Here is a 12,637-nt window from a genome sequence, read left to right as displayed (position 1 = left end):
TGGACGGGTTTACGGCGTGTCCTGCCCACCCACACCGCCCCGCCATCCCACGGAAAGCCCGCTTTTGACGTGGACGTTGCCGTTGCCGTGGCTCCCAGCAGGTGCAGGGCTGCAAGCCCTGCAAAAGAAAACCCCCTCTTTTGCTGCGGCGCAGAATGCATGGGCGGGCGCTCCCTGTTCTACTTCAATCGATCTAAATCCGCCGGGGTGCGGATTTGTACCGATGGAAACGGGGAGTTCGGCCGCAGCGGCCGCCCCCCGCTGCCGCCCTGCCGCCAAGGAGTCCTGTCCGTGACCAGGTTGTCCCGCCGTCGTTCCCTCCTGCGCCTGCCGGCGCTGTCCCCGCGGCCGCTGGCCCGCGCCGCCTGCCTGCTGGCCCTGGCCATCACGCCGTGGCTGCAGGCCGCACCCGCTGCGCTCGAGCGCGAGGTCAATACCTTCATCGGCAGCAAGGATGACGGCAATACCTTCCCGGGCGCGTCCGCGCCGTTCGGCCTGATCCAGGTCAGCCCGATCGGCAGCCACTATTCGGGCTGGCGCTACGACGACGAAAAGATCCGCGGCTTCGGCCACTCCTTCCTGTCCGGCGCCGGTTGCTGGGAACAGGGCGGCCAGGTCTCCATCCTGCCGGTCACCGGCAGCATCGGGCCGGGCGGTGATTTCGATACCGCCAACCCGAAACAGTTCGACCACAAGGCCTATGCCGCCAACTACACCCACGACGGTGAAGTGGGCCAGGCCGGCTACTACAAGGTGCGCCTGACCAGCTACGGCGGCATCGATGCCGAAGCCACCGCGCGCACCCGCGCCGCGGCCGAGCGCTACACCTTCAGCCAGCGCAGCGGCGATGGCCATGTGCTGGTGAACGTGGGCCAGGCCAACGAGCGCCATTCGGTCATCGGCAGCGTGGTGGACGTGGTCGGCGATCGGGTGGTGGAAGGCAAGCTGGTCACCAAGAGCTTCTGCGGCGGCCACCAGTACACCACCTGGTTCCGGGTTGAATTCGATCGCCCGTTCAAGGCACACGGCACCTGGGGTGAAGCCGGTGGCCTGCCCAACGCGCGGCACAGCATGGAAGGCGAGCAGAAGCCGAACGGCGCCTGGCTCACCTTCGATCTGGCCAAGGGCCAGTCGGTTACTGCGGTCAGTGCGATCTCGCACGTGGACGCCGAGGGCGCACGTACCAACCTGCGCGCCGAGGGCATGCAGGGCGGTGCACTGATCGGCTTCGACCGCATGCGCGCGCTTTCGCAGCAGGACTGGCGCGAGCAGCTGGCGCGGGTGCGCGTGCAGGGCGGCACGGGCGATGACCGTACCGTGTTCTACAGCGCGCTGTACCACGCGCTGCTGCAGCCGCTGACCGGCAGCGATGCCGACGGCCGCTACCGCGGCTATGACGATGGCATCCACCGCGCCGATGGCTGGACCTACTACGAGTATTTCTCGCTGTGGGACACCTACCGCGCGCAGAACCAGTGGCTGGCGCTGACCCGCCCGGACGTGGCGCGTGATATCGGCCGCACCCTGCTGGCCATCGACGAGCAGGGCGGCTGGCTGCCGCGCTGGGGCTATGCCAACTTCGAAACCAACATCATGACCGGCGATCCGGTCACCCCGTTCATGGTCGACCTGTGGCGTTTCGGTGCGCTGAAGGGGCGTGAATCGCAAGCCTGGGACGCCCTGCGCCGCAATGCCTTCGGCACGCCGCCGTTGAATTCGCGGATGGCCGGCCGCTCGGGCAACCCGACCTACCTGGACAAGGGCTATGTGGTCTACGACCGCGCCTTCCCGTCCAAGGGCATGGACGTCGACCCGCACCACGGCGGTTCGGCCACGCTGGAATACGCACTGGCCGACTGCGCGCTTTCGCAGATGGCCGATGGCCTGGGCCATGCGCAGGATTCGGCGACGCTGCGTGAGCGCGGCCGCAACTGGCGCAAGGTGTGGGACCCGCAGGTGCGCGACGCCGAAACCGGCTTCACCGGGTTCCCGCGCCCGCGTACCGAAGACAACCAGTGGTACACCCCGGCCGACGGCCACTACAGCCCGCGCTCGCACCATGGCTTCCACGAAGGCACCGCATGGCAGTACCAGTGGCTGGCGCAGCAGGACGTGCCGGGCCTGGTGGAAGCAATGGACGGCCGCGAGCAGGCCGGCCGCCGCCTGGATGCCTTCTTCGCGATGGATGCGCTGCAGGCCGATCCGCTGACGGCCGCGCGCAAGGAATGGGTGGTGGGGCCGTACAGCTACTACAACCAGTTCCGCTACAACCCCAACAACGAACCGGACCTGCACGCGCCGTGGCTGTACACGCTGATCGGCCAGCCGTGGAAGACCACCAACGTGCTGCGCGCGGCGCAGCAGCTGTTCACCAACGCGCCCAACGGCGTCACCGGCAATGACGACCTGGGCACGATGTCGGCCTGGTACCTGTTCAGTGCCATCGGCATGTACCCGGCAGTGCCGGGCAGCGGCCAGTTCCTGCTGCACACCCCGCGCTTCAGCAAGGTGGAAGTGGACATGGGCAACGGCCGCACCCTGCGCATCGACGCGCCGGGCGCCGACGGCCGCCGCCTGCAGTACGTGCAGGGTGTGCAGCTGGACGGCCGTGCGCATGCGCCGGTATGGCTGGACTGGAACCAGCTGCAGCAGGGCCCGCGCCTGCAGTATGCGCTGGGCGCTCAGGCACCGACCCAGGGCTGGGGCACGGCAGTGAAGGATCTGCCGGTGTCGTGGTGCGCTGCACCAGGCAGCGTGCTGCGCTGAGCCATCGTCGTGCTGTTCGCGGCCAACCAGCGAACGGCACGGCACGAAAGGCCTCCGATCCATTAGGCTTGACCCTCCCGAGGAGCCCGGTACAGCGATGAACGACAACGACGGCACTTCCAGCAAGCGTTCCGGCAAGGCGGTCACGGTGACCGACATCGCCCGTGCGATCGGCGTTTCGCGCGCCACCGTGTCGCTGGTGCTGCGTGGCAGTCCGTTGGTCAATGTCGATACGCGGGCCAAGGTGGAAGCTGAACTGCGGCGCCAGCGCTATGTCTACAACCGCGCAGCGGCCAATCTGCGTCGGCGGACCTCCAGCAGCATCGCGCTGGTCATCAACGATCTGTCCAACCCGTTCTTCGCCGAGTTCGCCTCCGGCGTGGACGAGGCGCTGGGCGGGCGCGGCTATGTCACCCTGCTGGGCAGCACGGGCGAATCGCCGCAGCGGCAGCAGGCGGTGCTGTCCACGCTGATGGAGCACACCCCGGCGGGCCTGATCCTGTCGCCGGCCGAGGGCAGTGATGCCACGCTGCTGCGGCAGGCGCTGGGTGCCAACGCCAACGTGTTGTTGTTCAACCGAGAACTGGAAGGGGCCGACTGGGACTTCCTGACCTTGGACAACCAGCACGGCGCCTACCTGGCCACCCGCCACCTGATCGAGCGCGGCCACCAGCAGATCGCCTTCTTCGGCGGCCATGCCGATTCCAGTTCCTGCCACCAGCGCCGCGCCGGCTTCCAGCAGGCACTGGCCGAGGCCGGCCTGGTGCTGCCACCGGGCTGGATGATCGAATCAGCGCCGAACCGCCTGGAAGCAGCCGCGCGTACCGACGAACTGTTCGCCGATGGCCATCGGCCCAGTGCCGCGGTCTGCTACAACGACACCGTCGCGCTGGGCCTGATGCTGGGCTTGAATTCCCGCGGCATCCGTCCTGGCGGCGATTTCGCGGTGACCGGTTTCGACGATATTTCCGAGGCATCGGTGGCCGTGCCGCCGCTGACCACCCTGACCGCCGACCCGCGCGAGCGCGGCCGGCAGGCCGCCGCCTTGCTGCTGCAACGCCTGGATGATCCCGATGCACCGCCGCGGCGCACCGTCGCTCCGGTGCAGCTGCGCGTGCGCGAGAGCAGTGCCGCGCGGCCGAACTGAGTCTTTCCTTCCTTTTCCCTTCCACGTACCAACGACCTACACGCGCATCGAGGCGCGAACCGCATGCCGATTTCCGCAACGCCCCGTCCATCGGGATCCAACAGCAGCCAGGCGCCGGTGATGAATGCCCGCGCGGCCCTGTGGGTGGCCACCACCATCTTCTTCATGTGGGGGTTCCTGACCAGCCTCAACGATGTGCTGATCCCGCACCTGAAGGCGGTGTTCGAGCTGAACTACACCCGCGCCATGCTGGTGCAGTTCACGTTCTTCGGCGCGTACTTCCTGATGTCGGTGCCGGCCGGTCGGCTGGTGGCACGGTTGGGTTACAAGAAGGGCATCATCGCCGGCCTGCTGATTGCCGGCGTGGGCGCGCTGGGCTTCTGGCCGTCGGCCGCGCTGCGCACCTATGACGCCTTCCTGGCCTCGCTGTTCGTGCTGGCCACCGGCATCACCGTGCTGCAGGTGGCGGCCAACCCGTACGTGGCGCTGCTGGGTCCGGAAAAAACCGCCTCCAGCCGCCTGACTCTGGCGCAGGCACTGAACTCGCTGGGCACCACGCTGGCGCCGCTGTTTGGCGGCTTCCTGATCCTGAGCACCGCGGTGAAGAGCGGGGATGAGATCAAGGCGATGCCGATGGCCGAGCAGCTGGCCTACCGTACTGCCGAAGCGCAGTCGGTGCAGGGCCCGTATGTGGGCCTGGCGATCGCACTGGTGCTGCTGGCGGTGTTCGTCTACCTGTTCCGCCTGCCCAGCCTGACCGAAACCACCGAGCAGGCCGACACCAGCCACCACACGCTGCTGGATGCGCTGAAGCACCCGCACGTGCTGTTCGGCGTGCTGGCCATCTTCTTCTACGTGGGCGCCGAAGTGTCCATCGGCAGCCTGATGGTGAACTACCTGGCGCTGCCGGAAATCGGCGGCATGAGCGAACAGCAGGCCACCCATTACGTGTCGGCCTACTGGGGCTGCGCGATGGTCGGCCGCTTCGCCGGTGCCTGGCTGCTGGCCAAGTTCTCGCCGCGCCGCCTGCTGGCCGGCTTCGCGCTGGCCAACGTGGTGCTGCTGGCGGTCACCCTGGGCTCGGGCGGCAAGGTGGCGCTGTACGGCATCGTGGCTACCGGCCTGTTCAATTCCATCATGTTCCCGACCATCTTCTCGCTGGCCATCGAACGTCTGGGGCCGCTGACCAACAAGGCCTCCAGCCTGCTGATCATGGCCATCGTCGGTGGCGCGATCATTCCGCTGCTGCAGGGCATGCTGGCCGATCGCATCGGCCTGCACCTGAGCTTCGTGCTGCCGGTGGTCTGCTACGTCTACATCATCTTCTACGGTCTGGTGGGCTCGCGCCCGCCGGCCGTCGGCCCGCAGGGAGGCTGAGTCGGAAATGGGTGCCATTGTCTGCTTCGGCGAAATTTTGATCGATCTACTAGCGCAGCCGCCGGCCTCGGCCGACACCCCGCGCGCGTTCCTGCAGTACGCCGGCGGTGCGCCGGCCAATGTGGCGGTGGCCGCTGCCCGGCTGGGCGCGCAGACCCAGTTCGTGGGCATGCTGGGCCGGGACATGTTCGGCGACTTCCTGGCCGACAGCCTGGCCGAGCACCGCGTGGGCACCGACTACATCGTGCGCACCGACGCGGCCAAGACCGCGCTGGCGTTCGTGGCGCTGGACGCGCACGGCGAGCGCAGCTTCAGCTTCTATCGGCCGCCTGCGGCCGACCTGCTGTTCCGTGACAGCGATTTCCAGAGTGCCTGCTTCGATAGTGCCGCCTGCTTCCATGTGTGCTCCAACAGCCTGACCGAAGCGGACATTGCCGCGGCAACCTTCGCCGGCATGGAGCGTGCGCGCGCGGCCGGTGCGGTGGTCAGCCTTGACCTGAACCTGCGCCCGGCGCTGTGGCCGGCCGGCACCGATCCCACCCCGCGCCTGTGGCAGGCGCTGGAGCGTGCCGACCTGGTGAAGCTGTCGCGCGAAGAGCTGGACTACCTGGCCGCGCCACACGGTGACGACGGTGACCAGGTCGTGCTGCAGCGGCTGCTGGCCGCACAGGCCCGCTGGGTGATCGTGACCGACGGTGCCGCCACGCTGCGCTGGTACACCCGCGAGCAGCAGGGCCAGGTCACCAGTTTCCGCGTGGCCACGGTGGATACCACCGCCGCCGGCGATGCCTTCGTGGGCGGCGTGCTGGTGGGCCTGCTGGAGCGCGGCGGTGCCGGCGCCGGCTTCGCCGCCTTCTGCCAGGACCCGCAGGCGATCACCGAAACGCTGCGCTTCGGCGCGGCCGTCGGTGCGCTGGCGGTCACCCGCAAGGGCGCCTTCGCGGCCATGCCCTCGCTCGATGAAGTGCAGCAGCTGCTGCAGACCCAGGAACTTTCCGCATGACCCTGACCGCCTCCCGCTTCGTTCCCCAGTTCCGCTCGGCCGAGTTCCTGCGCGCGCACATCGCCGACACGATGGCGTTCTACCACCCGCGCTGCATCGATCCCAACGGCGGCTTCTTCCACTACTTCCTGGACGATGGCACGGTGTATGACGCCGGCCACCGCCACCTGGTCAGCAGCACCCGCTTCGTCTTCAACTACGCCATGGCCTATCGCGAATTCGGCAATGCCGAGTACCGCGAGGCCGTTGAACATGGCGTGCGCTACCTGCGCGAGGTGCATCGCAACCCGTCCACCGGCGGCTACGCCTGGACGCTGCGCGATGGCCAGGTCGAAGACGATATGAACCACTGCTACGGCGTGGCGTTCGTGCTGCTGGCCTACAGCTGCGCGCTGAAGGCCGGCGTCGAACAGGCCCGCGCGTGGATGGACGAAACCTGGCAGCTGCTGGAAGCCCGCTTCTGGGAAGCCGGGCACGGTCTCTACAAGGATGAAGCCGACGGCCAGTGGAACTTCACCGGCTACCGCGGGCAGAACGCCAACATGCACATGTGCGAGGCGATGCTGGCCGCGTTCGAGGCCAGTGGCGAGCAGCGCTATGTGCAGCGCGCACTGCAGCTGGCCGACAACATGACCCGGCGCCAGGCCGCCAAGGCCGGCGGGCTGGTGTGGGAACACTACGACACGAACTGGGAGATCGACTGGAACTACAACCTGGACGATCCCAAGCACCTGTTCCGTCCGTGGGGGTTCCAGCCCGGCCACCAGACCGAATGGGCCAAGCTGCTGCTGATCCTGGACCGCCACGTGCAGGCCGATTGGCTGGTGCCCACTGCCCAGCACCTGTTCGATGTGGCGGTCGAGCGCAGCTGGGATGAATCGCGTGGCGGTCTGTACTACGGTTTCGCACCGGAATCGCGGCGCCAGACGGGCATGGACGGTGCGCCGATCGGCGGCGACAGCTTCGTCTGCGACGACGACAAGTACTTCTGGGTGCAGGCCGAAACCCTGGCCACGGCCGCACTGATGGCCCAGCGCACCGGCGATGACCGCTACTGGCAGTGGTACGACCGGCTGTGGGCGTATTCGTGGGAACACTTCGTCGACCACCAGTACGGCGCGTGGTTCCGCATCCTTGATGCCGACAACCGCAAGTACAGCAATGAAAAGAGCCCGGCCGGCAAGGTGGATTACCACACCATGGGCGCGTGCTACGAAGTGCTGAACGTCGTTCGCTGACGTCGCACGCCGGGCATGGCCCGGCGCTTCCGTGGACGGTTGCATGGGTAGCGCCGGGCCATGCCCGGCGGACGCGGCTGGTAGCGCCGGGCCACGCCCGGCGGACACAACAGGAGTCTCACACGTGCACCGTCTTCCCCTCGCTGTCCGTCTGCTCCTGCTGCTGTTCGCGCTTGGCAGCGTCCCCGCTTTTGCCGCACCACTGTCGGCGCAGTGGGAATTCCGCATGCTGCCCGGCGATGCGCAGGGCGCCGCGCACCCCGGCCTGCAGCAGTGGCGCATGGCGCGCGTACCCGGCAGCGTGCATACCGACCTGCTGGCCCATGGCCTGATCCGCGATCCCTACGTGGGCGCGCCGGAAGCCGAGCTGCAATGGATCGGCCTGGCCGCCTGGGAGTACCGCGCACGCTTCGATGTGGACGCGGCGACCCTGGCCAAGGCGCATGCCGAACTGCGTTTCGACGGCCTGGATACCTATGCCGAGGTGCGCTTGAACGGCAAGCCGCTGCTGCGTGCCGACAATGCGCACCGCACCTGGCGCGCACGCGTGGAAGGGCGGCTGCGGCCCCGCGGCAATGAACTGCAGATCGTATTCCGTTCGCCCATACGCACCCTGCTGCCGGGCGTACAGGCGATGCCGCACAAGATTGCCGGCAACTATCCTTCGCCCTACGGTGATGAGCCCAAGGACGCGATGGTCGGCAATTTCGCACGCAAGCCGGCGTACCATTTCGGCTGGGACTGGGGCCCGCGTTACGTGACCGCCGGTGTCTGGCGTGCCGTCGACCTGCAGGCCTGGGACACGCACCGCCTGACCGATCTGGCCGTGCGTACCGATGCCTTGGACACGCAACAGGCGCGGCTGGCCGTGCTGCTGCAGGTGGAGCAGGGCAGTGCCGCCGGCTCGGCCAGGGTGGACGTGGAAGTGCGTGATCCCGACGGCCGCGTTGTGGCCACGGTGCAGCGCCCGGTGCTGTTGCAGCCCGGCCAGAACAGCGTGGAGATTCCGGTTGAGCTGGCTGATCCGCGGCGCTGGTGGCCGGTGGGGCAGGGCGCGCAGGACCGCTACACAGTGCGCGCGCAGCTGGGCGCTGGCGGCGACCCGACACTCCAGCGCGAGCAGCGCATCGGCCTGCGCACGGTGGAACTGCGCCGCGAGAACGACGAAAAAGGCGGGCAGGGTTTCGCCTTCGTCATCAATGGCGTGGAGATTTTCGCCAAGGGCGCCAACGTCATTCCGTTCGATGCGTTCCCGGCGCGGGTGGATGTGGCGCGCCTGCGCCAGGTGCTGACCGCCGCGCGCGACGCCAACATGAACATGCTGCGCAACTGGGGCGGCGGCTACTACGAAAACGATGCGTTCTTCGATATTGCCGACGAACTGGGCCTGCTGGTCTGGCAGGATTTCATGTTCGGTGGTGGCATGCAGCCCGGCTACGATCCGGCATTCCGCGCCAGCGTGGTGGCCGAAGCGCGCGACAACGTGCGGCGCCTGCGCCACCACCCCAGCATCGTGCTGTGGTGTGGCAACAACGAAGAAGAAACGGCGTGGAAGGACTGGGGCCATGGACGCGACCTGAAAGCCGCCGATCCGGCGTTCGCCGCGCGGGTCTGGCAGGGCTATGTGGATCTGTTCGGCAACGACCTGCGCCTGGTGGTGGGCGACGAAGGGTTGGGCGTGCCGTACTGGTCCAGTTCGCCCAGCAACGATCTGGATCACAAGGCCAACGACTCTACCCGCGGCGACAAGCACTACTGGCAGGTCTGGGGCAATCCGGCGCTGCCGGTGCAGGCGTACCTGCACGAGACGCCGCGCTTCATGTCCGAGTACGGCCTGCAGGCCTGGCCGTCGCTGGCAACGGTGGACCAGATCGCCACGCGCGCCGAACAGCGCATCGACAGCCCGGTGATCCGCGCCCACCAGAAGTTCATGGCCGGCGAGGGCAACAGCCGCCTGCTGCAGTACATCGAGCGGGGCTACGGCACGCCGAAGGACTTCGCGGACTTCGTCTACCTGAGCCAGGTGATGCAGGCCGATGGCATTGCACTGGCGGCACTGCATCATCGCGCTTCGCGGCCGTACACCATGGGTTCGCTGTACTGGCAACTCAACGATGTCTGGCCGGGTGCATCGTGGTCCAGCGTGGATTACTTCGGGCGCTGGAAGGCACTGCATTTCGCTGCGCGTCGTTTCTTCGCGCCGGTCACGCTGGCGGCCCTGCGTGACGAAGGCAGCACCCGCGTGCGCCTGATCAACGATGGCGCTGCAGTGGACGCGCGTTGGCGGCTGCGGGTGATGGACGTGGACGGCAAGGTGCTGCGCCGTCGCGATGCGGCGGTGACGCTGAATGCCGCCGGGGTCACCCCGGTGGGCGACTTCGGTGATGCCGAATTGCTGGCGGGCGCCGACCCGACGCGTACCGTGGCGGTGTTCGAACTGCTGCAGGATGGCAAGGTCAGTGCGCGGCAGGTGGTGGGCTTCGTTGAAGCCAAGGACCAGGCACTGCCGCGGCAGGCGTTGCGGACCACGCTGGAGATCGAGGGCGATCACTACCGCCTGCGCCTGCACAGCAAGGCGTATGTGCGGGCCGCCTGGATCGACTTCGGTGCGCTGGATGTGCAGGTAGAGGACAACCTGCTGGACCTGCTACCGGGCGAGACGCGCGACATCGCCGTGCGCGGCCCGGTGGATCTGGCCGCATTGCGTGCCGCGTTGCAGGTGAAGACCCTCAACGACCGTTGAGGGCGGAATACCCCGCTCGGGTAGGTGCCAACCTTGGTTGGCACATCCAGGAGCATGCCAACCAAGGTTGGCATCTACCGATCACCGTTGGGCAGACGAATCCCGCTTTGGTAGGTGCCAACCTTGGTTGGCACATCCCGGAGCATGCCAACCAAGGTTGGCATCTACCGGGGGCTTCGGGCGCATGCCAACCAAGGTTGGCATCTACCCTCTGTAGTTACAGCTGGATCTGCTGGAAATTCTCGACCCGCTCGTGGCCGTTGGCGGCCTGGCCGGTACGCGGCAGCGGGTAATCGTCCAGGCGATCGATCAGGCGGGTCTGCAGCCCTGCCTCGCGCGCGGCGTCCAGCTCTTCCACCACGTCGGACAGGAACAGGATCTCGCTGGCCGGCACGCCAATGGACTGCACGATGCGGCGGTAGCTGTCGGCCTCACGCTTGCCGCCCACTTCGGTATCGAACCAGCCCGACACCAGCGGGCTCAGATCGCCAGCGTCGCTGAAGCCGAAGAACAGCTTCTGCGCTGGCACCGAGCCGGACGAGTACACGTACAGCGGCAGGCCGGCCGCGTGCCAGCCCTTCAGGACCGGCGCTACTTCCGGGTAGAAATGCGCGGTGTAGTCGCCACGGCGGTAGCCGGTATCCCAGATCACGCCCTGCAGCGCCTTCAGCGCGGTGTGCTTGCGGTCCTGGTCGATCCAGCCCTGCAGCGTTTCCACCACCAGGCTGTCCTGGCAGGCGCCGCCGATTTCGGTGGCCACCGCATCCAGCCAGCGGCGGATCTCCGGTTGCTGGCCGTGTTCGGCCACGAACGCCGGCAGGGCCTGGCGGGCGTAGGGAAACAGCACGTTCTTGACGAACGAAATGCTGCTGGTGGTGCCTTCGATATCGGTCAGGATGACGCGGGGCTGCATGGATCAGGACGCCTGGGTAGGAATGTAACGCGGGAACTTCTGCGCGATGTCGGTGCCGGTGAAATGACCGACCCAGCCATCCGGCTCGGTGAAGAAACGGATCGCCACGAAGCTGGGCTCGTCGCCCATGTCGAACCAGTGCGTGGTGCCATCGGGCACCGCGATCAGGTCATCCTTCACGCATTCGATCTCGTACACCTTGTCGCCCACGTGCAGGGTGAACAGGCCGGAGCCGGCGACGAAGAAGCGCACCTCGTCTTCCTTGTGGAAGTGCTCGTCGAGGAACTTCTTGCGCAGTTCGGCGCGGTTCGGGTTGTCCGGGGCGATCGAGGCCACGTCCACGCTCTTGAAGCCGCGCTCGGCCACCAGGCGGTCGATGTCGGCGCGGTAGGCGGCGAACACCTCATCCTGGCTGGCGCCGGGGGCAACCGGCGCGGTGGCCTGCCAGCGCTCGAAGGTAACGCCGATCTTGTGCAGTTCGGCAGCGATGACCGCGCCGTCCTGGGTATCCAGCAGCGGCGAGTCGGGGCGGGTGTCGTCGTAGATGCGCAGTCGGCTCATGGCGGCAGCTTGAACATTCCGGGGGAAAGACAGGGTAGCAGGGTGCAGGCGGTGGCCAGATGGCCAATGGGCATGTGCCTGTGCGCGATGGTTCAGCCGCGCAGCTTGCGCAGCTCCAGTTCGCAGTGCAGCAGGAACTCGAAGGCTTCCATGTGGCGGCGCGCTTCGGCCATGTCGCGGCCCCAGGCGTACAGGCCATGGCCGTCGATCAGGTAGCCCCAGAGCGGCTGGCGGTCCAGCAGGTCGTCGACCTGTGCCGACAGCACGTTCATGTCCTGGGTATTGGCGAACACCGGAATGTCGATGGCCATTTCGTGGGTGCTGTTGCCGGCGAAGGCCTTCAGCAGTTCGTAGCCTTCCACCCGGATGTGGCCCTGCGGCGCGTACAGGCGCGAGGCGATGGTCTGCACCGGGGAGTGGGTGTGCAGCACGCAGCCCACCTCGGGAAAGCGGCGGTACAGTTGGGTGTGCAGCAGGGTTTCGGCGGACGGGCGCAGTGGGCGGCCGACGGCCTGGCCGTCGAAATCCACCACCATGATGTCGTCTTCGATCAGGCGGCCCTTGTCCTTGCCCGAGACGGTGATCGCCGCGTGGCGGTCGTCCAGGCGGTGGGAGAAGTTGCTGCTGGTGGCCGGGGTCCAGCCGGCCTGGGCCAGTTCGCGGACGTTGTCGATCAGCAGCTGGGCCAGTTCGCTCAGGCGCGCGGTGTCGTAGGGGAAGGTGGGGGCGTTCATGCGGGTGATTTTACTGGATTCGGCCAACGGCTGAGCCCCTCGTGGCTGGGCGGTGGGGCTGGATTTCTCGGTTTGGCCGGGCGGGTGGGCTGTGCAGGGGACGCCGTAAACCCTTCCATGAAGTGACCCCCTGAAGTTGGACAGGTGGGGGATCA

The 12,637-nt window shown here is 67.4% G+C and carries 9 protein-coding genes; 6 read left to right on the top strand and 3 right to left on the bottom strand.

Going from position 1 to position 12,637, the window contains the following annotated elements; translation table 11 throughout:
* Positions 1-321: 321 nt before the first annotated feature.
* The 6 genes from RTY46_RS18855 (at position 322) to RTY46_RS18830 (ending at position 10,274) form a co-directional block, all read left to right on the top strand.
* Positions 322-2,766, top strand: coding sequence for a GH92 family glycosyl hydrolase (locus RTY46_RS18855; protein ID WP_312710301.1), 2,445 nt, complete (start codon positions 322-324; stop codon positions 2,764-2,766).
* Between the two features lie 97 nt (positions 2,767-2,863).
* A complete protein-coding gene (locus tag RTY46_RS18850; RefSeq protein ID WP_108756064.1) occupies positions 2,864-3,913 on the top strand; it encodes a LacI family DNA-binding transcriptional regulator in 1,050 nt (349 codons plus the stop codon).
* A gap of 63 nt (positions 3,914-3,976) precedes the next feature.
* Entirely contained in the window at positions 3,977-5,290 is a 1,314-nt protein-coding gene (gene fucP / locus RTY46_RS18845; RefSeq protein ID WP_312710299.1) for an L-fucose:H+ symporter permease, read from the top strand.
* 7 nt (positions 5,291-5,297) lie between these two features.
* On the top strand, positions 5,298-6,293 hold the full coding sequence (locus RTY46_RS18840; RefSeq protein WP_312710296.1) for a carbohydrate kinase: 996 nt from the start codon (positions 5,298-5,300) through the stop codon (positions 6,291-6,293).
* Complete coding sequence (locus RTY46_RS18835; protein ID WP_312710295.1) at positions 6,290-7,531, top strand: AGE family epimerase/isomerase; 1,242 nt, start codon at positions 6,290-6,292, stop codon at positions 7,529-7,531. Before RTY46_RS18840 ends, RTY46_RS18835 begins: the two co-directional genes overlap by 4 nt.
* Before the next feature lie 124 nt (positions 7,532-7,655).
* Positions 7,656-10,274 carry a glycoside hydrolase family 2 protein gene (locus RTY46_RS18830; protein ID WP_312710293.1) on the top strand — a complete coding sequence of 873 codons (2,619 nt, stop codon included), beginning with the start codon at positions 7,656-7,658 and terminating at the stop codon, positions 10,272-10,274.
* 217 nt (positions 10,275-10,491) lie between these two features.
* On the opposite strand, the gene mtnC is transcribed toward RTY46_RS18830, so the two are convergent.
* The 3 genes from mtnC to RTY46_RS18815 all read right to left on the bottom strand — a co-directional run bounded on the left by mtnC (position 10,492) and on the right by RTY46_RS18815 (position 12,482).
* Complete coding sequence (mtnC, locus tag RTY46_RS18825) at positions 10,492-11,187, bottom strand: acireductone synthase (protein WP_312710291.1); 696 nt, start codon at positions 11,185-11,187, stop codon at positions 10,492-10,494.
* Between the two features lie 3 nt (positions 11,188-11,190).
* Positions 11,191-11,748, bottom strand: a complete 558-nt coding sequence (locus RTY46_RS18820) for an acireductone dioxygenase (protein ID WP_312710289.1) — start codon at positions 11,746-11,748, stop codon at positions 11,191-11,193.
* Between the two features lie 92 nt (positions 11,749-11,840).
* Entirely contained in the window at positions 11,841-12,482 is a 642-nt protein-coding gene (locus RTY46_RS18815; protein ID WP_108752962.1) for a methylthioribulose 1-phosphate dehydratase, read from the bottom strand.
* Between the last annotated feature and the right edge of the window lie 155 nt (positions 12,483-12,637).

Source organism: Stenotrophomonas sp. (assembly GCF_032056425.1).
GTDB lineage: Bacteria > Pseudomonadota > Gammaproteobacteria > Xanthomonadales > Xanthomonadaceae > Stenotrophomonas.
Note: the sequence above shows the minus strand (reverse complement) of the source record. Positions and strands in the feature narration are given on the sequence as shown.

What these genes read in the sequence shown, in the direction of transcription:
- fucP (WP_312710299.1), top strand. Translation starts at nt 3,977, where the DNA reads ATGCCGATTTCCGCAACGCCCCGTCCATCGGGATCCAACAGCAGCCAG.
- RTY46_RS18835 (WP_312710295.1), top strand. Translation starts at nt 6,290, where the DNA reads ATGACCCTGACCGCCTCCCGCTTCGTTCCCCAGTTCCGCTCGGCCGAG.
- mtnC (WP_312710291.1), bottom strand. Translation starts at nt 11,187, where the DNA reads ATGCAGCCCCGCGTCATCCTGACCGATATCGAAGGCACCACCAGCAGC.
- RTY46_RS18820 (WP_312710289.1), bottom strand. Translation starts at nt 11,748, where the DNA reads ATGAGCCGACTGCGCATCTACGACGACACCCGCCCCGACTCGCCGCTG.
- RTY46_RS18815 (WP_108752962.1), bottom strand. Translation starts at nt 12,482, where the DNA reads ATGAACGCCCCCACCTTCCCCTACGACACCGCGCGCCTGAGCGAACTG.
- RTY46_RS18850 (WP_108756064.1), top strand. Translation starts at nt 2,864, where the DNA reads ATGAACGACAACGACGGCACTTCCAGCAAGCGTTCCGGCAAGGCGGTC.
- RTY46_RS18840 (WP_312710296.1), top strand. Translation starts at nt 5,298, where the DNA reads ATGGGTGCCATTGTCTGCTTCGGCGAAATTTTGATCGATCTACTAGCG.